Here is a 21,100-nt window from a genome sequence, read left to right as displayed (position 1 = left end):
GTGCGAAGCACGGAGCAATCCGTAGCTTATACAGTATGTGTCACGATGTATCTATAAGCTCTTCGAAAACGCAGACAGGCCGCCTGCCGCGAAGCGTGTGTAAGAGACTGTATGCGATTTCGAATACCTGTAGGATTGCGAGAGTGCGCAGCACGGAGCAATCCGTAGCTTATACAGTATGTGTCACGATGTATCTATAAGCTCTTCGGAAACGCAGACAGGCCGCCTGCCGCGAAGCGCAGCACACATAATCCGGCCATCCGACAGATCTCCGGACACACCTTCGCCAGAAAAGCAACAACAGAGAAAAAGAAAACCAGGAGGAACAATTATCTATGGAGGCATATTTCGCATCGCTGAACCCGATGGATCTGCTGGGCAGATTCCCCTCAGGCATTGCACAGGGCCTTATCTGGGGCATCATGGCTCTCGGCGTCTATATTACTTTCCGTCTGCTCGACATTGCAGACCTTTCCGTCGACGGAACCTTTTCAACCGGTGCAGCTGTAACAGTAATGCTGATCCTCGCGGGCTGGAATCCGTGGGCGGCACTTGTAATAGCATTTATCGCGGGTCTGATCGCAGGCTCCGTCACCGGCCTCCTTCACACGGTATTCGGAATCCCGGCCATTCTCGCAGGAATTCTGACGCAGTACGGTTTGTACTCCATAAACCTCGTAATCATGAAGATGAAAGCCAACCAGGCTGTCAGCGTTGACAAATACAACCTGATCATCTCCGGGCGGAATGTACCGAATGCTATTCTGGTGGGCGGCATCTTCGCCATCGCCCTCATAGTCATTCTCTATCTCTTCTTTGGAACCGAGCTCGGATCGGCCATCCGGGCAACCGGCTGCAACCAGCAGATGGCAAAGGCACAGGGCATCAACATCAATATTATGAAGGTTCTCGGCCTCGCGATTTCCAACGGAATCGTAGCCGTTGCCGGTGGTCTTGCCGCTCAGTACTCCGGTTTTGCGGATGTCAACAGCGGACGCGGATCCATCGTCATTGGGCTTGCGGCTGTCATCATCGGAGAAGTACTCGGAGAAGCGATCCTCCACAAAAAGCTGAATTTCTTCGGCCGCCTGGTTTTTGTAATTGTCGGCGGCATCATCTACTATCTGGTATACACTCTGGTTCTGTGGCTGAAGATCGACTCGAACCTGATGAAGCTTTTCACCGCCATCATCGTCGCCGTCTTCCTTGCAGTGCCGTATCTGAAGGGACAGGCAAAAAGCTCCTTCAGCCGTGCCGGAAAAAACTCGAGATCGGAGGGAAAGTAAATGTTAGAGGTCAAAAACATCAGCAAAACATTTAACCCCGGAACCATAAATGAGAAAAAGGCTCTGCGAGGTGTCAGCCTCACGCTCAATGACGGTGATTTTGTGACCGTTATCGGCGGCAACGGCGCCGGAAAATCCACCCTTCTGAATGCCATTGCCGGTGTATGGCCGGTAGATACCGGATCCATCACAATTGACGGACAGAATGTGACGGGATTCCCGGATTACAGGCGCGCCAGCCTTATCGGCCGGGTCTTCCAGGATCCCATGACAGGAACTGCCGCAACCATGCAGATTGACGAGAATCTTGCGCTTGCCAGACGCCGCGGCGCCAGAAGAGGCCTCAGGTGGGGTGTAACCGCCGCGGAAAGAAACGAATACCGCGAGCAGCTCAAGATTCTGAACCTCGGCCTCGAAGACAGACTCACAGCCAAAGTCGGTCTCCTGTCAGGCGGTCAGCGGCAGGCACTTACCCTGCTCATGGCAACCCTGCAGAAACCGAAATTGCTGCTTCTCGACGAACACACAGCCGCTCTTGACCCGAAGACAGCCGAGAAGGTGCTCAACGCTACAGAAAAGATCATCAACCGCGATCATCTCACAGCGCTGATGATCACCCACAACATGAAGGACGCAATCACCCATGGGAACCGTCTGATCATGATGCATGAGGGGAATATCATCTACGATGTGTCCGGAGAGGAGAAGAAGAATCTTACTGTTTCCCAGCTTCTCGATAAATTCGAGGAGGTATCCGGCAACGAATTCGCAAATGACAAGATGATGCTCGGTATCTGACCACAGAGATTCTGAGAACAAAAGCAGGATAAAACAGACAGCCGGGGCGCATCAGGCGTTAAGCACAGCATATCCTGCTGGCAGGGCACCACATAATGAATGATAAGAAAAGCAAAATCGAAGTATCCTCCACGGCAGAACACAAGGTCCTCCCGGCTGCCGGGGAGGATATTTTCCTCTTAAATAGTAATAAAAATAATATAGAGACCGGCCGCACCCAACTTAAAGAGGACCGGCGCGCGGCAGACCGCGCTGCCAAACAGATCAAATGGGAACAGAGAATGCGGCGAAAAAAATCACGGGAAGAAAAGGCTCGAAAAGAAGCGGAACAAAAAAATGCCGTAATCCGGTCCATGCACGAAAAATACATGAGAGCAGCCCTGGCGGAAGCGCAGAGGGCAGCCGCTCTCAGAGAAGTTCCCATCGGATGCGTCATTGTAAAAGAAGGCAGAATCATTGCCCGTGGATATAACCGGCGCAACACGGACGCGAACACACTGTCTCACGCAGAGCTGAACGCCATCCGGGAGGCCAGCCATGCTCTCGGCGACTGGAGACTCGAGGGCTGCACCCTGTATGTCACCCTTGAGCCCTGCCAGATGTGCGCGGGTGCCATCGTCCAGTCCAGAATCGACGAAGTCGTCATCGGCTGCATGAATCCGAAGGCGGGATGTGCAGGATCCGTTCTGAACCTCATGCAGGTACCCGCATTTAACCATCAGGTGAAGATTACGCGGGGAATTCTTGAGAAAGAATGCAGTCATCTCATCAGCAGCTTCTTCGAGCAGCTCCGTTCCGAAAAATCCGGATAAAGAAAATCCGAAAAATCCGAAAGATCCGGATAAAGAAAATCATTTACTTTTTCTATACGCTATGCTATATTGAGTGGGCATGAGTTTTAACCTTGATTCAGATCCCGGAAACTCCGACCAGATCTTAATCACAGGCGATTAGAAATATTTTGGAGGAAAATGAAATGATTACAAAAGAACTCAAACAGCAGATTATCAAAGAGTATGCAAGAACAGAGGGCGACACCGGTTCACCTGAGGTACAGGTTGCAATCCTCACCGAGAGAATTAAAGAGCTCACAGAGCATCTGAAGACAAACCACAAGGATCACCATTCCAGACGCGGTCTTCTGAAGATGGTAGGTAAGAGACGCGGACTTCTTGATTACCTCAAGAAGACAGATATCGAGAGATATCGTGCTCTGATCGAGAAGCTGGGACTTCGTAAGTAATCGAATCGCTTTCAGGGCGGGTAGGACTCACCTATCCGCCCTGTTTCCGTGTTTACAAGCAATGAGCCGCAGCCACCGCGAAGCGTGACTCATCTCGTTTTTCGGAAATCGGGACAGATGTTCCGCACGAGGATCCGTCCGTTTTCAAAGAGTAACATCCGGCGCCGCAGCAGGGCCTGCACGGTCCCGGCGGTTCGGAACAATGGCATTCGCCGAGAAGTAAAGGAGTAAAGATGGAAGAAAACAAGACATTCTCAACCAGACTTGAGAACAACTACAAGACCTATGAAATGGACCTGGCCGGAAGAAAACTTTCCGTGGATATCGGGAGAGTCGGCAAGCAGGCAAACGGATGCGCGTTCATCCATTATGGTGACACCACACTTCTGTGCACCGCAACCGCTTCCAAAGAGCCGCGGGAGGGAATCGATTTTTTCCCGCTTTCCGTTGAATTTGAGGAGAAAATGTACTCGGTCGGCAAATTCCCGGGCGGCTTCAATAAGAGAGAGGGAAAAGCTTCCGAGCATGCCGTACTCACATCCCGTGTTATCGACCGTCCGATGAGGCCTCTTTTCCCGAAGGATTACAGAAACGATGTCACACTGAATAATATGGTGATGTCCGTTGATCCGGAATGTGACCCGGAAGTTGTCGCCATGCTCGGTGCGTCTCTCGCCACATCCATTTCCGATATTCCTTTTGACGGTCCCTGCGCCGCCACACAGATTGGAATGATCAACGGCGAATTTGTCATCAACCCGGGTTATGAGAAGAAGGCCGAGTCAACGCTTGCTCTGACCGTTGCCTCTACAAGAGAGAAGGTCATCATGATCGAAGCCGGCGCGCAGGAAATTCCGGAGCAGAAGATGATCGAGGCCATTTATCTTGCCGATGAGACAAATAAAAAGGTTATTGCTTTCTTTGATCATATCGTGGCAGAGTGCGGAAAACCGAAACACACCTACGAGAGCTGCGCGGTTCCGGAGGAGCTTTTTGCCGCGATCCGCGAGGAGGTTCCGGATTCTGAGATGGAAATTGCCGTGTTCACGGATGACAAGCAGACCAGAGAGAACAACATCGCCGCCATCACAGACAGACTCAAAGAGAAATTCGCAGACAACGAAGAGTGGCTTGCCCTCCTGCCCGATGCTATCTACCAGTATCAGAAGAAGACCGTCCGCCGCATGATTCTGAAGGAGCATAAGAGACCGGACGGACGCCAGATCCGTCAGATCCGTCCGCTTGCAGCCGAGGTGGATGTCATCCCACGTGTACACGGCTCCGCGATGTTCACCCGCGGACAGACACAGATCTGCGACGTTGTGACTCTCGCTCCTCTTTCCGAGGCGCAGAAGGTAGAGGGACTTGATCCCTATATCACAAAGAAACGCTACATGCATCAGTACAACTTCCCGAGCTACTCTGTCGGTGAGACAAAGCCGTCCAGAGGACCGGGGCGCCGCGAAATCGGTCATGGCGCTCTTGCAGAGAGAGCTCTCCTTCCGGTTATGCCTTCGGAAGAGGAATTCCCATACGCAATACGTGCCGTATCCGAGACCTTTGAGTCTAACGGTTCCACCTCACAGGCTTCCGTCTGTGCTTCTTCCATGGCTCTGATGGCAGCCGGCGTGCCCATTAAGAAGCCCGTTGCCGGAATATCCTGCGGCCTTGTTACCGGAGATACCGACGACGATTATATCGTGCTCACAGACATTCAGGGTCTTGAAGACTTCTTCGGAGACATGGACTTCAAGGTTGCCGGAACACATGACGGCATCACCGCAATCCAGATGGATATCAAAATCCACGGCCTTACCCGTCAGATCGTGGAGGAAGCCATTTCCAGATGCAAGGAAGCAAGAGAATATATTCTGACCGAGGTAATGGAGAAGGCAATCGCCGGACCGCGTCCGACTGTCAACGAGTACGCGCCGAAGATCGAGCAGATCAAGATTGATCCTGACAAGATCGGTGATGTAGTCGGCAAACAGGGAAAGAATATCAATGAAATCATCGCCCGCACGGGTGTAAAGATCGATATCGACGAAGACGGATCCGTCTCCATCTGCGGAACGGACCGTGCGAAGATGGATGAGGCCGAGAAATACATCGAGGTCATCACCACAGATTTCGAAAAGGATCAGGTTCTGAAAGGAAAGGTTATCAGCATCAAGGAGTTCGGTGCTTTCCTGGAGTTTGCTCCCGGCAAGGAGGGAATGGTTCACATTTCCAAGATTGCTAAACAGCGTATCAATCACGTAGAAGATGTTCTTACTCTCGGCGATGTTGTAAAGGTTGTCTGCCTTGGAAAGGACCGCATGGGAAGACTCAGCTTCTCCATCAAGGACTGCCCGAAGGACGCAAAGGCGATCAACGAATAATCAGCTGTATACATATTTATTTATATGGGGAATCCCCTGCTGTACACGAAAATGTATGGCAGGGGATTTTTATGTTCATGCCCGCAGGCGGGGCGCAGCTATATCTATAAGCCCTGCGTCACTTCGCTGCTTCTCAGCCTCCGTACTGCTTACAAGTCCGCGATACTGCATAAGCTGCGGATTACTCCGGTACTTCGCACTTTCGCAATCCACAGAAAAAAAGTACATAAAACGGACAAACTGATGCATGGTGATTTTTGTCGATTTCTTATACAATGTAGCCGTAATCGGATCATATTTTATGCAATCCGGAGCTTATACAATAGGCGGAGCCCCGCCTGCGGGGCATAGACGTTTATGAACGATACACAGAAAGAGAAAATCCAGAATGAAGATACAAGACTGTCAGAAAATCAGTGATAACAAGATTCGGATCCGGACAGACCGGGGACTGCTTTTCATCTCTGCCGAGACAGATAATATTATGCGCTGTGTCTATACCGGAAGAGAAGAGGAGTCTTCCGCGTCCCCTCTTCAGATCAGGCACAGCGAGTCCGCATGTCCTCTCGCTCTGGAGGTGCGTGATCTGGATCTGCAAATTTCCACAAAACTTCTCACACTCCGGATCAGGCGGACAGACGGCTGTTTTGTCTGGATTCGAAGAAAAGATGGTTTTCAGTTGCTGGAAGAAGGAGAGAAAGAGCTTACCGGGATTCCAGTTATGAAATACTCAACCTGCGGAGAGAAGCCAGTCATCCGCAGAGTGAAAACCGTAGACGGAGAAAGAAATTTTGTTGAAAACCTGCGGGAGGTTGAGGACCACAGAGCGTATCGGGCGAAGCTCTCGTTCCGATTCCAGCCCGGAGAACAGATCCACGGGCTTGGTCAGGGGGAAGAGGGCATCTACAACTACAGAGGCCACACCCAGTACCTCTACCAGCACAACATGCGCATCCCGGTTCCTTTTCTGATCTCCGACAGAGGCTACGGTATCCTCGCCGACTGCGGAAGCCTCATGACCTTTAACGACGATGAGCGAGGCTCCTATCTCTTCTGCGACACTGTGGAACAGCTGGACTATTACTTTATCTCCGGGGATTCTGCGGATGCACTCATCGATGGATTCCGCCGGCTGACGGGGAAGGCGGCAATGCTCCCGAAGTGGGCCTTCGGATATATCCAGTCCAGGGAAAAGTATTCCACGCAGGATGAACTCGTTGAGGTTGCTGAGAAATATCGCCACATCGGCGTCGGACTTGACTGCGTCGTGCAGGACTGGAAGACCTGGCCGGCAGATGACTGGGGATGCAAGATTCTGGACAAAACACGCTATCCGGATATCCGGGCGGCAATCGACAGGATTCACGAGCTCCATGTCCACACCATGGTGTCCGTCTGGCCGAATATGAATTACGGAACAAAAGATTATTGTGAGATGTCCGACGCAGGCTTCCTTCTCAATGACCTGGCGACCTATGACGCTTTTGACGAAAAGGCCAGAGAGCTGTACTGGAAGCAGTGCAGCCGGGAACTTTTCTCCGGCGGCTTTGATTCCTGGTGGTGTGACTCGACAGAACCTTTTTCCGGTCCGGACTGGAACGGGGAATATGAGCGGGAACCCTGGGAGCGGTTTCTTCTTGTCGGCGGCGAGCACAAGAAATTCCTCGGCGCGGACCGGGCAAATCTCTATGCTCTCGCCCACGCCAGGGGTATTTTTGAAAACCAGAGAAAGGCGGATCCGGACCGCAGAGTTCTGAATCTTACCCGCTCCGGATATGCAGGAAGCCAGAAATACGGAACGGTTCTCTGGTCCGGCGACATCTCTGCCAGATGGGATGTTCTGAAGAAGCAGCTCCCAGAGGCGCTCAACATGGCGATGAGCGGCATGCCTTACTGGACCTTCGACATCGGTGGATTTTTCGTCGTACATGAAAACTGGTCCGGACGCGGCTGTGAGTGCAGCGGAGACCCCTCGATGAAATGGTTCTGGCGCGGCGACTACGAAAAAGGACTCGAGGATCCGGGCTACCGGGAACTGTATGTCCGGTGGTTTGAATTCGGCTCCTTCCTCCCGATGTTCCGCTCCCACGGAACCGATGTGCCTCGTGAAATCTGGAATTTTGGAAAGCCCGGCGATCCTTTTTACGATGCACTGGAGAAGACGATCCGCACACGATATCGCCTGATGCCCTATATTTATTCCATGGCAGGCGCGGTCGTACAGCAGAACAGCACCATGGTTCGGAGTCTGCTCTTTGATTTTTCCGATGACACCAGGGCAGCTTTGCTTGATTCTGAATATATGTTCGGAGAAACCCTGCTGATCTGTCCGATCACCGATCCGATGTATTACGGCAGAGGCGGGGAGCATCTCAACACCCCGAAAACCTGGACAGTCTATCTGCCGGAGGGAACCGGATGGTATGACTTCTACACGGACGACTATTATGAAGGCGGACAGACGCTGACGCTCGCGGTTTCTCTGGATCACATCCCGGTGTTTGTGCGGGCGGGAAGCATCCTGCCGATGGAGTCCGGTCTCACCTATGCAGAGGAAGTGCCCGACACTCCCTTTGAATTTCATCTGTACCCGCTTCGCCATCCGGGGAAGAAAAGTTCCTCCGTGCACCGGATTCTGTACTATGAGGATGACGGCGACGGATATAGATATGAAAACGGAGTATTCCAGCAGATTTCCGTTACATGGGATGAAAAAGAAAATCTTTTTTCCATCGGTTCGTCACCCTTCCGTTTCAGGGGCGGCATCGCCGGCAGGGATATCCGCCTCGTATTTGCCGGCGGCGGAGAGCAACTCTTCCGTTACCGAGGTGAAGAGCACACCGAACACCTTTCAGCTTCTTGCCGGTCACTGAGCCACATACCGGAGAAAGAATAACATACGAAAGGAAGCGCACAAATAATCAGGCGTGGAACAACACCCTCGAATAATCGATTGATATACAGGCCCTGAAATAAATCCGCAAACAAAAGATCTCCAATTCAGAGATTTGTTATTTCAAGCCATAAAAAAGCAAAGTAAAGGAGAATGCAATGCAATACAAGGACAACTGGGATGAAACAAAAAAGAAATTTGACGGCTGGTGGCACCAGAGCAATACCGGAAGACCGCTGATGCACATCGTCGCGAGAAAACCGGAAATCGAACACCTATCCGATGGTCAGCCGCATGAGGGCGGAATGGATCAGGTCTTCTGCCAGGGCCTGTATTATGATCTTCCTGAGAATCTCAAATGGAAAGATATGGAGGACAAATATATGAACCCGGAGCGCATGGTACTCCGGTACCGCGACTTCTGTGAGAAGCATCTGTTCCTCGGAGAGGCATTTCCGAACATGGAAACCAACTTCGGACCAGGCTCCGTCGCGGCTTATCTCGGCTCTGATATCGGATTCAAGGAGGATACGGTCTGGTTCAAGCCCTGCATCGACGAAGATGACGACTGGGAAGACGTTCCGCCGTTGAAATTTGACCCGGAGAATAAATGGCTTCGCAGACATCTCGAAGTGGTCGAAGGCTGCAGAAAATTCGCGGGCAATGATTTTTGCCTGGATATGCCGGATCTCATGGAAAACGTTGATGTGCTTTCCTCTCTCCGGGGCGCCCAGACCCTCATGATGGATATGATTGAGGATCCGGACTCCATTGAGGAGCGGGTCGGACAGGTGACCGACGCATATTTCGAGTTCTTTGACCGTTTTTATGATCTCGTCAGAACTCCTGACGGAGGCAATTCCTATTCCTGCTTCCAGATCTGGGCTCCGGGAAGAATGGCAAAGCTTCAGTGTGACGCCTCAGCCATGATGTCGGTTGACTTCTTTGACGAATTTGTTCTGGACTCGCTGAAAAAACAGACACAGAAGCTCGATTATGCCATGTATCATCTGGATGGCCCCGGCGCCATCCGCCATCTCGATCATCTTATGGAAATCCCCGGCATCAATGCCCTTCAGTGGACGCCGGGAGACACCGGTCCGGACGGAACTTACGAAGAGTGGGACAAAATCTATGACAAGGTAATTGCCTCCGGCAAATCCCTGTGGATCAAGGTATACAGCGGCGGCTTTGACGACTGGATCCGGAACTGTGACAGAATTGTCCGTAAATACGGCTCCGCGTCCATCATGTTCTATTACCCGGAGATGTCTCTGTCACAGGCTGAGCAGCTTCTGAAATACGCGGAAGAAAACTGGTCGGATATCAAAGGATCCTTCCGCGGATAATTTGTATCAGGATCTTCCGGTGCTTCCGAAGCCGCCTTCTCCCCGTTCCGTCTCGCCGAGCTGTTCCACCTCCTCAAACTCGGCGGGAAGGAAGGGAAGGATCACAAGCTGCGCAATCCGTTCTCCCGGAGTCACACAGCGCGCTGTCTCGCCGTCATTGTGAACAGCGATCATAAAGGGGCCCCGGTAATCCGAGTCAACCACACCGACACAGTTTGCGGGTCGGAGAGATTCCTTTGCGGCAAGTCCGCTTCTTGCAAAAATGGCTCCGAAATATCCTTCCGGAATCTCCATCGATAAGCCTGTGCCAACCATTACCGTTGCGTGAGACTCAATTTCCACCGGTGTTTCCACGTCTGCATAAAGATCGTAACCCGCAGCCGATGCGCTTCCGCGCGTCGGCATCTTGGCGGTATCGGTCAGTTTCTTCACTTTGATTTTCATGTCTCATCCTCCGTAAGGTCAATATTTTTCGTCATGGCTTCGAAAATCGCCGAAGCTTCTCTGTATTCATCCTCACTTTCAATCTGTGTCACAACCGGTGCGCCTTCATCATCTGTATCAAAATGATACAGATACGCCGTACCTTTCGTACTTCCGTCCTCCGGAATCAGAACGATATATTCCTGCGCTGGTGTCTGGAAGATCCTGACGATTGTGCATCTCACGTCCCTTCCGTCCTCATAGGTCAGTGTCAGGCTTTCCTTGTCCGTATCGATAAAAGAGCAGCCCTCCGTGCGGGCCGCACCTTCCGGCGCATGATTCTTCTGTTCTCTTTCTTCCGCCATATTTTCCTCCATTTCAGACTGTTGAGCCAGCCATCCATTTCCTTCTGTTTCAGGCTGCCCTGATCCGGCCATCCGCTTCCCTCTGGTTCAGACTGCCTTGATCCGGCCATCCGTTTCCCTCTGGTTCAGGCTGCCCTGAGCCAGCCATTTAATTCCTTCTGATTGTACCTGTTTCCGGAGCATGTTACAATACTTCACAGAAAGATCTGTCCCTCCGGAGGCCATACTGTTAAGCCGATGCCTGATATTCTCCGTGGACAGTACGGTAAGACGCACATGCCCCGCAGGCGTGGCACCACAATATGCATATGCTGCAGATTGCTCCGTGCCTCGCACTCTCGCAATCCACAGGGTATGAGCAGAACAGAAGGATAAGCAATGAGCAGCAGACATATCACAGCAGGAATTCTGGCACATGTAGACGCGGGAAAGACAACCCTTTCCGAAAGTCTTCTGTACCTGTCCGGAAAAATACAGAAACAGGGAAGAGTCGATCATAAAGATGCCTATCTTGATACCTGGCAGCTGGAGAAAGACAGGGGCATCACTATTTTTTCCAAGCAGGCGGAGCTCTCTTTCGGCGGCACCGACGGGCTCTCCGTAACCCTTCTGGACACACCTGGTCATATCGATTTTTCGCCGGAAACAGAGCGGGTTCTTCAGGTTCTAGACTACGCCATCCTGGTTATCAGCGCGGCGGATGGCGTCACCGGGCAGGTCCGGAATCTCTGGAATCTTCTCGCACATTACAGAATTCCGACATTTCTTTTCGTAAATAAGATGGATCAGCCGGGTGCGGACACCGCGGACCTTCTCCGCGATATCCGGGATAATCTCGGCTCGCAATGCGTGGATTTTACCGGAGTTCAGTTTGGTCCTGTGCTTCAGATCCCGGGAAGTCAGGCGGAGAATATTGCCGTCTGCGATGACCGTGTTCTGGAACACTATCTGGAGACAGAGGAGATTCGGGAGGACGATCTCCGCATCATGATCCGGGACCGGAAGCTCTTTCCCGTTTTCTTCGGATCTGCGCTGCGAAATGAAGGCGTCAGCGCGTTGATGCGGGCGATGGACGCTCTTGCACTGATGAAACATTATCCGGACGAATTCGGCGCACGAATTTTCAAGATATCCCGCGATGATTCCGGAAACCGTCTGACCTGGATGAAAATCACCGGAGGCAGTCTCAGGGTTCGTTCTGTCATCTCTGTCAGGAATGAGGACAGCACAGAGAGCAGCGGAGAGAACACGGAGCAGAAGGTCAACCAGATCCGTATCTACTCCGGCAAAAGCTTCGTGCAGGTGCCCCAGGTGGACGCGGGTTTTGTCTGTGCGGTTACCGGACCTGACGAAACCCGGATCGGAATGGGTCTCGGCTTTGAGCATGACTCGGATGTATCTGTTCTCCAGCCGGTATGGAAGAGCCGCATCCTTCTTGCGCCGGACCAGGACAGAGCCGAAGCTCTCCGGAATCTTCGGGTTCTTGAGGAGGAAGAGCCGCTTCTTCACATTGACCAGGATGATGTCTCCGGTGAGATTTCCGCCCGTATCATGGGAAAGGTCCAGATGGAAATTCTGAGGGAGCTCTGTGCGCAGCGGTTCGGCATGCGGATTGATTTCGCACAGCCGTCAATCATGTACAAAGAGACCATAGCGGATTCCGTCGAGGGCGTAGGGCATTACGAACCTCTGCGGCATTATGCAGAGGTGCATCTTCTGATGGAACCCGGCGAGCCGGGAAGCGGGCTGGTCCTGGAATCCGACTGCAGCACTGATGATCTGGCGCTCAACTGGCAGCGCCTTATCCTGTCTCATCTGGAGGAGCAGCCGTTTCCGGGCGTTCTGACAGGATCGGAAATCACAGATATTAAGATCACCGTGATCGGCGGAAGAGCATCGGAAAAGCATACCTCCGGAGGTGACTTCCGACAGGCGACACACAGAGCTGTCCGTCAGGGTCTGATGATGGCAAAAAATGTGCTCCTCGAGCCGGTCCTGCGGCTTCACGCCGAACTGCCGTCAGGGAGCATGGGCCGCTTTATGACAGACATACAGAGAATGGAGGGATCCGCGGATCTTCGCGAGAACGACGGCACCACCGCGATCATCACAGGTTCTGTGCCTGCCGCGGCCATCGGGGATTATCAGCAGGATTTCATGTCCTATACCCACGGACACGGAAGACTGAGCCTGACACTCAGGGGGTATGAGCCCTGCCGCCATTCCGAAGAGGTGATTCTCGAGAAGGGTTATGATCCGGAGGCAGATACGGATCACCCGTCCTCCTCTGTATTCTGCTCCCATGGAGCCGGAATCCGGGTACCGTGGGATCAGGTCCGCGACTACATGCACATCGACACCGGATGGCGTCCGGATATGAAATGGCTCACCGAAGAAGACCAGGCACTCTGCACTGACAGTCCGAAGACGGAGAATACGGAAAATACCGGAGGGAAGAAAATTTTTTCCGCCGGATGGCAGAAAAAGCACAGGACAAAAGAAAAATCATGGACAGAAGAGCAGCGCACCCGCGAAAACGAGGAAAATGAGCTGCAGCAGATTTTTGAAAAAACCTACAGTGGATCCAGCTGGAACACCCCTATCCACAGCGTTGCGAACAGCTATTCAAATGAAACCGGCATATGGAGCCGTGACGGCTCTTTGGAAAAAGCGGAGCGGGACAGAACAGAGAAGAATAAATCGGAGAGCAGCAGAACAGCGGCTGTAAAGTCTGCTGGTGAACAGACCTCCTCCGGCAAAAATCGACGGTCCGGAACTTCCGGAGCCGCTTCAAAAAAGGAAGATTACCTGCTGGTTGACGGATACAACATCATCTTCAGCTGGGAAGAACTCCGCAGCCTTGCGGCGTCCGGCATGGATGCCGCAAGAGACCGGCTGATCGACATTCTGAGCAACTTCCACGGCACAAGATCCGGTACGCTGATTCTGGTTTTTGATGCGTATAAGGTGCCTGGCGGGAGAGGCGCGGTCTGCCGTTACCATAACATCTATGTCGTTTACACGAAGGAAGCGGAAACTGCAGACGCCTACATTGAAAAGACCGTACATAAAATCGGAAAGCAGGGCAATGTCACCGTCGCGACCTCCGACGGCCTTGAACAGGTGATCATCTTCGGTGAAGGCGCGCGTCGAATGTCTGCCCGGGAACTGCTTCTGGAAGTAGAGGCCTCCCGGAAGGAACTCCGTTCGAGCTACCATTTATAATTACCTTTGATAACGGACTTTTATTAGTGTATTGATAATGGTCTTCTATAATAGCTTTCGATTACAGCCTTCATAATGGCCTTCAAGATACAGAATCTGACTTTCCCTGTATCCTGTCCTGTGATATAATTGGAACAGTTTTTGGAATGTGTTACCGGATAAATATCTGTACCTATTTGATATTTATTTACAAGATCAGACACCTCTGCCTGCCATAAGCCGGCAACGGTCTGCTGCATGCCCGGCGTGCAGAAGGCCCTGCGTCGATCTGACGCAGGCTGGTGTCTGATTTCAGAATGGACAGGAGAGTGATTTTGTGCCCGATGCTAACATAACGAAAAATGCACTTGCTTCTTCCATGAAAAAGCTGATGAAGGAAAAGCTTTTTGAGAAGATCAGTGTCATTGACATCTGTGAGGGCTGCGGGATGAACCGCAAGAGCTTTTATTATCACTTCAAGGACAAATACGATCTGGTTAACTGGATTTTCTACACCGACTTTATCAAAACCGCCAGCAAACGATCCTATACCAACGGATGGGATCTTCTGACCGCAGTTGTCGAGCTGTTCTCAAGTGACCGCGACTTCTACAAGGCGGCTCTTGAGATCCACGGCCAGAACTCCTTCCGTGATTATTTTTATGAGGCAACCGTGCCAATCTTCTCCATGTTTTCGGAAGCAATGACCTCCGACACCGACAGTGCTGTCCTCGATCCACATTATTTCACGGATGCCTTTCTGGTCATCATGTACCGCTGGCTCAGCCAGAAGACCGATCAGAGCCCCGAGGAATTTATCGAGAGTCTGAAGAATGTACTCGTAAAGGTCGGAAAGGATATTGTCAGATCAGAAAATTCCTGATACATCTCCCCCCGTGGATCCGGTGACAATCATCGGATTCATGAGGGATTTTCTCTTGGAAGGCCGATCGTAAACAGCTGATCCAGCGATGTCGTGTGTCTGAAATCAGAGATCGTCTCCGTCGTGGTCTTAATGTCTCCGTTCTCGAGAAGCTCGAAGTAACATTCATCCTCTGAGATGATGTGGTTGATCTGCACAGCATCTCCTACCAGATCGAACAGGATCATCGGATACTCCGGATGCGTACGCAGAGACCGGCAGTACTTCGCGACCTTTGCTCCATTCCTTTTCGAACAGGTGTCGTCACTGACCAGAAGATTGATACCTGCATTGAGCTCCGCGAGCTCCTCGGCCTTCTGATCATTGTACCAGGCAGCCGCGTCGTCATTCCCGTACACCGCGTAAATGCCATAAAGGATCTTGCTTTTCTTCATTGCGCTTACATTTTCTGCCGTTGCAGCACCCCTGTTCTGGAACATAACCATGCTGTTGGTACACTCCTTGATTCCCGCGACCTGAACCGGATTCAGCGGCTCGTCCGGAAGCAGCGACACAAAAGCACACTCCGGATGCTGCTTCACCAGATCCATGAGTCTGCCAATGCAGGTAATTGCGCCGGATAGACGAATGAAATAGCAATATATTCCCATCGCCGTTCCCTGACGGACACAGCTTTCCAGTTCGCTGACCGACAAACCGTCCTTCAGCGTCGGATTGATCCGGAGTGTAAGTGCCCACGGAATGTGATAGGGAAGCGACAACTCATGTTCCCGTATCACCTTGCCGCCATAGGTAAGTCCACTGTATCCGAAGCTGATCCCGAAATCCTTCAGATTTTTCCGGTCCGTATTCCGCAGCATCTGCTCAATTGCCTCATAGTAAGGGCTGTCATCATTGCGAAGAAGATCCTGCACGATGCTCAGCACCTCATCCATGAATCTTCCCTTGATGAACATCCGGCCCATGTCCGTGAGCTTCCGGATACTCCGCTTCGGGTCCTCCTCGATCTCACGAAGTCCCCGGTCTACAGACGCGTCGATCAGCGCCCTTGTTATATTATTCGGCCCCTGTGGCTTATTGTCATCCCTCGAAATTTTCATTGCTTTTCCTCGTTAATCTCTAAAATTCAATTCATTATAGAAAAAATGAAAGCAGATTCACACGGTCAGATTTTTCCGTTTGTCTAAAGAATCTGTCATTCCCAGTCCGTTCCGGAAATCCGGGATCACCAGCAGTTTAATGAAATATAAGTAGCCGATCGGGCAAAATCCATACAATAAAAGAATGGAATATTTCAAAGCGGGTTATATAATTGTTATAAAAAGCGTATAAAATACGAACAAGGAGGCAGAGAAATTGGAAGGTTTTTGCATTCGCACCAAAATAAAGGAGTATGACACATTTAAGGAGTTCGCGGATGATGAACAGCTCGGGCCGGACGACCTTATTCTGACGAATGAATACATTTACAATCCATCCATCGCACCGCTGGAGCTCGGCTCCCAGACACTGTTTCAGGAAAAATACGGAGCAGGTGAACCGACAGACAACATGGTAAACGCTATTCTGGATGACCTGCGTGACAAAAATTTCACCCGGATTATCGCCGTCGGAGGCGGAACAATCATTGATATCGCAAAGGTTGTTGCCGTTGCATCTCCGGAGGACCATGTCGATGATCTGTACGATCATAAGGACAGCCTGAAGAAGCATCACGAACTGATCATTGTGCCCACGACCTGCGGAACCGGAAGCGAAGTGACAAATATCTCGGTGATCAACCGTGTCAGCAGGGGCGTGAAGATGGGGCTGACCTCCCCGTCCATGTATGCGGATGCCGCAGCCATGATCACAAACATGCTGGCAACTCTTCCGTACAAGGTATTCGCCACCTCTTCCATCGACGCGATGATCCACGCCGTGGAGTCCTATCTGAGCCCGAACGGGTGTAGCATTTCCAGAATCTTCTCGGAAGCTGCTCTCCGCACGATTCTGAAGGGCTGGAGTCTTTCCGTTGAAAACGGAGGAAATGACGCATGGAAGGCGTACAGCGCAGACTTCCTGAAGGCATCCAACTGGGCCGGCCTTGCATTTGGATACGCGGGATGCGCGGCGGTTCACGCCCTGAGCTATCCTCTCGGAAGTGTGTACCATGTGCCGCACGGCCAGTCCAATCAGCTAATGTTCGCGGATGTAATGCGTAAGTACAAGGAGATCAAACCGGTTGGAAGAATCAACGATCTCGAGAACCTTCTCGCAGAGTGCCTGGGCACGAAGCCGGAGAACGCGCTCGACGCTCTGTACGCATTGATGGATAAAGTTCTGAAGAAGGAGCCGCTCCGCAGCTTCGGCGTGAAGGAGTCCGACCTTCCGGTATTCGCAAAGAATGTACCGCAGACGCAGCAGCGTCTTCTGAAGAACAACTATGTACCCCTGACCGAAGCACAGATCCTCGAAATCTATAAAGCAGCGTACTGAAGTTTCTCCTGCTTGCAGGATTGCGTGAGTGCACAGCACGAAGCAATCCGCAGCTTATTTACGCGAACAGTGAGCCGCAGCCGAATGCGAAGTATTCGTGTGCGGCGAGCGTCGCGATAGCGAGATAAAACTCGCGCAGCGTGTTTTATCTCGTTCAAGTAAACCGCCATGTCCCGCAGGCAGGGCACCTCAATATGTATGAGACCCACGTCACGCCGCTGCTGCGCAGTTTCCGTACCCCTAACAGGGGACAGCTAACCGGACATAAAAAAATTTACAGCTAACAGGGCATTAAAAATTTACTTTACATCTGAAAAACCATATGCTAAAATATCTAGCCGTGAGACAATCTCTTACACCTTGTTTTCTGCGAGACGCAGAAAGCCATTAATGTCCAGAAGGGAGAAATACAATGCATAAGTATGAACTGGCACTGGTAATCAGTGCAAAGCCGGATGATGAAACCAGAGCAGCTATCCTTGATAAGGCGAAAGGTTATATCACCCGTTACGATGGAACAATCGGAGAGATTGAGGAGTGGGGCAAGAAGAAGCTCGCTTACGAGATCCAGAAAGAGACTGAAGGATTTTATTACTTTATCCCGTTTGAGGCACCGGTAACCGCACCGGCAGAGATCGAGAGACATTGCCGCATCATGGACAACGTTCTTCGCTATCTGATTGTACGCACAGACGAAGAGTAATTCATTTTTAATAAGGAGGATAAAGTAATGGCAGAAGTAGAAAATACAACAACTGCAGCAGCAAACGAGAGACCGGCAAGAACCGAAGCTCCGGCTAGAAGAAGAGTACAGCGCAGAAGAAGAAAAGTATGCGTTTTCTGCGGTAAGGACAACGTTATTGATTACAAGGACGCAGCAAAACTCAGAAGATACATCTCCGAGAGAGGCAAGATCCTTCCGAGACGTGTCACCGGCAACTGCGCAAAGCATCAGAGAGCAATTACCTCTGCGATCAAGCGTGCAAGACATCTGGCAATTCTTCCGTATGTTGAGGATTAATTCCGGATATTTCAGTCAGGTTATTTCGCTGTAATGGCAAGGAAGCTGTCAGGCTATATAATAGCCGGGCAGCTTCTTTTGTTTTGCGTAATCATCCGCTATGTGCTATACTTTGCTAAAAGATGAGCCGTGAGCCGTATCTGCTGCGGTCCACGCATCGAAGGAGAGAGTAAGATCCATGCCTTTTTCCAGAAAAACTGCCCGGAAACCTTCCGCATCCCGCGCATCCAGAAAGAACGAACCGGGATATTTTGATTATAATCTGCTCGCTGTTATCATTATTCTGATCTGCTTCGGCCTTGTCATGCTGTACAGTGCCAGCGCGTACGAGGCAAAGAACGATCCCGTGATCAACAGCGACATGTTTTATTTTATCCGGCAGGCGGAATTCAGCGCCGCAGCCATTGCAATCGCTCTTATTATATCCCGGATCAACTATCATCTCTGGATTCGCCTTGCGCCGGCAATATATGTCCTCGCCATGATCCTCATGGCGATGGTTCGTTTCACCCCATTCGGAATCACGGTAAACGGTGCCAGGAGATGGCTGAAGATCGGCATACAGTTTCAGCCGGCAGAGATCGCGAAGATCGCGATCATCTTGTTCATGCCATACATGATTCTTCGCATGGGCAGAAATCTGAATACCTGGAGAGCGGTCCTCTGTCTCGGAATATTCGGGGTTGCCCAGGCAGCCGGCGCGTATGTCTTTACAGACAACCTGAGTACTGCGATCATCATCGCAGGAATTGTGATTGGAATTATTTTCCTCGCTCACCCGAAGACGAGGGGATTTATCGTGGCCGGCCTGGGGGCACTTGCGCTGGTGATTATTATTCTGATCATTATGAACTACTCCATGACTTCGAGCAGCAGCTTCCGTCTGAGACGTATACTGGCCTGGCTACACCCGGAGGAGAATCTGAGCACTGACAGCTATCAGGTACTGCAGGGACTGTATGCAATCGGTTCCGGCGGGCTGTTCGGAAAGGGCCTTGGCAACAGTGTCCAGAAGCTTTCCATCATCCCCGAGGCTCAGAATGACATGATCTTCGCGATTATCTGCGAGGAGCTGGGACTTTTCGGAGCGATTCTGCTGATGCTGCTATTCGGCTATATGCTCTACCGGCTTATCGTTATCGCGCAGAATGCACCTGACCTCTACGGAACGCTGATTGTCAGTGGTATCTTTATCCATATATCCCTTCAGGTCATTCTGAATATCGCCGTTGTTCTCAACGTCATTCCAACGACAGGTGTCACGCTTCCGTTCATCAGTTACGGAGGTACGTCGGTCATATTCATCATGATTGAAATGGGAATTGCGCTGAATGTCGCGCGTAACATCCGCAATACGGAAACTGCGGAAAACCGGCGGTTTGAAAGGGTATTTCGTGAGGATTGATCTCCTGCCTGCACAGAACCGCTTTACCGGCAGGATCCGCGTCTTCGCTTTCCGGATCTTGTGCTGACCCATGCGTGCCGCCAGCCGGCGTCCGGCTTGTATTCCGCCGCGTGACTTAGCCAGGATTAAAAAATAACCTGCAATATAACACTGCAATACTGTACAGAGAAGTATAAAAGGAAGTATAAAAAAATAATGACAGAGAGGTGATAATATGTTAGAGAAAATGAAGAAAATCCTGTCGGAGCAGCTTGATATTGACGAAAATGAGATTACACCGGAATCCAGATTCAAGGAAGACCTTGATGCCGATTCCCTTGACCTCTTTGAGCTGCTAACCACACTCGAGGAGCAGTATGACATCGAAATCCCTGCCGAGGACATGGAGGGACTGACTACCGTTGGAAAGGTAATTGACTATCTGAAATCAAAGGGAATCGAATCCAGGATGTAATACCGTAAATGATCAGGCGGGCTTCGCGTGTCCGAAACCGCCCGACGATGGCTTGATACAGTAGAAGGGGGCTTTTACTATGAGCATCGGTTACTTAAAATCCATTCTGGAGAATGGAAGAAATATCGTATGCCTTCTTGGAAGAGGTCCGGCGGCTGAACAGGGATGCGACCTGTATCGCGAGGATTTCAGCTACGATGTCGAGGTGCGCTACGGGCGTTCTCCCAGTGAAATCGTCAACAGCACATTCTACAACAACCGGCCGGAGGTCTTCTATGAATTTTACCGCGAAGATATTCTGAAGCGAAGAGGGGAGCCCGACGAGGTGAACTTCTGTCTGAAAAGGCTTGAGGATGACGGAAAGCTCAGAGGCATTGTAACAAGAGGATTTTTTGATCTGTCACGGCGTGCCGGCTGTCACAATGTGATTCACCTGTACGGCAACATTGACCGGAACTTCTGTCCGCACTGCGGAAGGATTTATGACGCGGAATATATATTAAGCCATAAGCCGCTTCCTCTCTGTGAGAAATGCGGAACTCTGATCCATCCGGGAATCGCGCTCTCCGGCGAGATGCTGGACCGCCGCACCATGAACCGGGCGATCGAGCTCATCAGCTCCGCGGACATTCTTCTGGTCGTGGGCACTGATCTGCAGTCCAGGCTCGGATCGATGGCAAAGTACTTCACCGGCGACAGAATCTGCCTGATCAATACGACAGATCATTATTCTGATGAAGCGGCGGACTGTGTATGCATCGGCAACATCGCAAAAATCATGCACGAGGCATATCCGGTTTCCCTTGGCATTAAATAATGCTCCGAACCCGGTCAGAATACGCCCTGTTCCGCATAAAAGCCTGTGTCAGAAACGCTACAGGCAATTACTAACCATACCAACATGAAGGAGATTTTGA

18 protein-coding genes are annotated in these 21,100 nt (G+C 51.2%); 15 read left to right on the top strand and 3 right to left on the bottom strand.

The genetic code is table 11. From position 1 onward, the window contains the following. Positions 1 to 335: 335 nt before the first annotated feature. The 7 genes from ACTNDI_RS01325 to ACTNDI_RS01295 all read left to right on the top strand — a co-directional run bounded on the left by ACTNDI_RS01325 (position 336) and on the right by ACTNDI_RS01295 (position 9,950). Entirely contained in the window at positions 336 to 1,286 is a 951-nt protein-coding gene (locus ACTNDI_RS01325) for an ABC transporter permease (RefSeq protein ID WP_441098963.1), read from the top strand. Further along, positions 1,287 to 2,084, top strand: coding sequence for an ABC transporter ATP-binding protein (locus ACTNDI_RS01320; protein WP_441098962.1), 798 nt, complete (start codon positions 1,287 to 1,289; stop codon positions 2,082 to 2,084). A gap of 353 nt (positions 2,085 to 2,437) precedes the next feature. Next, positions 2,438 to 2,896 carry a tRNA adenosine(34) deaminase TadA gene (gene tadA, locus ACTNDI_RS01315; RefSeq protein ID WP_441099141.1) on the top strand — a complete coding sequence of 153 codons (459 nt, stop codon included), beginning with the start codon at positions 2,438 to 2,440 and terminating at the stop codon, positions 2,894 to 2,896. 164 nt (positions 2,897 to 3,060) lie between these two features. Next, entirely contained in the window at positions 3,061 to 3,327 is a 267-nt protein-coding gene (rpsO, locus tag ACTNDI_RS01310; RefSeq protein ID WP_441098961.1) for a 30S ribosomal protein S15, read from the top strand. A 233-nt stretch (positions 3,328 to 3,560) separates the two neighbouring features. Beyond that, positions 3,561 to 5,708 carry a polyribonucleotide nucleotidyltransferase gene (locus ACTNDI_RS01305; protein WP_441098960.1) on the top strand — a complete coding sequence of 716 codons (2,148 nt, stop codon included), beginning with the start codon at positions 3,561 to 3,563 and terminating at the stop codon, positions 5,706 to 5,708. Positions 5,709 to 6,096: 388 nt separating this feature from the next. After that, on the top strand, positions 6,097 to 8,604 hold the full coding sequence (locus tag ACTNDI_RS01300) for a TIM-barrel domain-containing protein (RefSeq protein WP_441098959.1): 2,508 nt from the start codon (positions 6,097 to 6,099) through the stop codon (positions 8,602 to 8,604). 155 nt (positions 8,605 to 8,759) lie between these two features. Continuing rightward, on the top strand, positions 8,760 to 9,950 hold the full coding sequence (locus ACTNDI_RS01295; RefSeq protein ID WP_441098958.1) for a trimethylamine corrinoid protein 2: 1,191 nt from the start codon (positions 8,760 to 8,762) through the stop codon (positions 9,948 to 9,950). 6 nt (positions 9,951 to 9,956) lie between these two features. On the opposite strand, the gene dut is transcribed toward ACTNDI_RS01295, so the two are convergent. Beyond that, positions 9,957 to 10,394 (bottom strand): dUTP diphosphatase, encoded by a 438-nt coding sequence (dut, locus tag ACTNDI_RS01290; protein WP_441098957.1) that lies wholly within the window; start codon positions 10,392 to 10,394, stop codon positions 9,957 to 9,959. Further along, complete coding sequence (locus ACTNDI_RS01285; RefSeq protein ID WP_441098956.1) at positions 10,391 to 10,738, bottom strand: DUF1292 domain-containing protein; 348 nt, start codon at positions 10,736 to 10,738, stop codon at positions 10,391 to 10,393. The genes dut and ACTNDI_RS01285 overlap by 4 nt, the downstream gene beginning before the upstream one ends. Positions 10,739 to 11,116: 378 nt before the next feature. Here ACTNDI_RS01285 and ACTNDI_RS01280 point away from each other — a divergent pair, with 378 nt between their 5' ends. Beyond that, positions 11,117 to 13,963 (top strand): NYN domain-containing protein, encoded by a 2,847-nt coding sequence (locus tag ACTNDI_RS01280; protein WP_441098955.1) that lies wholly within the window; start codon positions 11,117 to 11,119, stop codon positions 13,961 to 13,963. A 316-nt stretch (positions 13,964 to 14,279) separates the two neighbouring features. Then, positions 14,280 to 14,825, top strand: coding sequence for a TetR/AcrR family transcriptional regulator C-terminal domain-containing protein (locus ACTNDI_RS01275; RefSeq protein WP_441098954.1), 546 nt, complete (start codon positions 14,280 to 14,282; stop codon positions 14,823 to 14,825). 38 nt (positions 14,826 to 14,863) lie between these two features. Here the strand turns inward: ACTNDI_RS01275 and ACTNDI_RS01270 are convergent, their stop codons facing one another. Then, positions 14,864 to 15,925, bottom strand: a complete 1,062-nt coding sequence (locus ACTNDI_RS01270; RefSeq protein ID WP_441098953.1) for a hypothetical protein — start codon at positions 15,923 to 15,925, stop codon at positions 14,864 to 14,866. A gap of 256 nt (positions 15,926 to 16,181) precedes the next feature. Here ACTNDI_RS01270 and ACTNDI_RS01265 point away from each other — a divergent pair, with 256 nt between their 5' ends. The 6 genes from ACTNDI_RS01265 to ACTNDI_RS01240 all read left to right on the top strand — a co-directional run bounded on the left by ACTNDI_RS01265 (position 16,182) and on the right by ACTNDI_RS01240 (position 21,000). After that, positions 16,182 to 17,303, top strand: a complete 1,122-nt coding sequence (locus ACTNDI_RS01265) for a 4-hydroxybutyrate dehydrogenase (RefSeq protein WP_441098952.1) — start codon at positions 16,182 to 16,184, stop codon at positions 17,301 to 17,303. A 412-nt stretch (positions 17,304 to 17,715) separates the two neighbouring features. Beyond that, positions 17,716 to 18,006 carry a 30S ribosomal protein S6 gene (gene rpsF, locus ACTNDI_RS01260; protein WP_441098951.1) on the top strand — a complete coding sequence of 97 codons (291 nt, stop codon included), beginning with the start codon at positions 17,716 to 17,718 and terminating at the stop codon, positions 18,004 to 18,006. A gap of 27 nt (positions 18,007 to 18,033) precedes the next feature. Beyond that, complete coding sequence (rpsR, locus tag ACTNDI_RS01255; protein ID WP_441098950.1) at positions 18,034 to 18,324, top strand: 30S ribosomal protein S18; 291 nt, start codon at positions 18,034 to 18,036, stop codon at positions 18,322 to 18,324. Positions 18,325 to 18,502: 178 nt separating this feature from the next. Then, positions 18,503 to 19,729: an FtsW/RodA/SpoVE family cell cycle protein gene (locus ACTNDI_RS01250; protein ID WP_441098949.1), complete on the top strand. Its 1,227-nt coding sequence runs from the start codon at positions 18,503 to 18,505 to the stop codon at positions 19,727 to 19,729. A gap of 214 nt (positions 19,730 to 19,943) precedes the next feature. Further along, entirely contained in the window at positions 19,944 to 20,183 is a 240-nt protein-coding gene (acpP, locus tag ACTNDI_RS01245; protein WP_441098948.1) for an acyl carrier protein, read from the top strand. 79 nt (positions 20,184 to 20,262) lie between these two features. Then, positions 20,263 to 21,000, top strand: a complete 738-nt coding sequence (locus ACTNDI_RS01240) for a Sir2 family NAD-dependent protein deacetylase (protein WP_441098947.1) — start codon at positions 20,263 to 20,265, stop codon at positions 20,998 to 21,000. Positions 21,001 to 21,100: the final 100 nt, after the last annotated feature.

Source organism: Bilifractor sp. HCP3S3_D3 (assembly GCF_052063915.1).
GTDB lineage: Bacteria > Bacillota > Clostridia > Lachnospirales > Lachnospiraceae > Bilifractor.
Note: the sequence above shows the minus strand (reverse complement) of the source record. Positions and strands in the feature narration are given on the sequence as shown.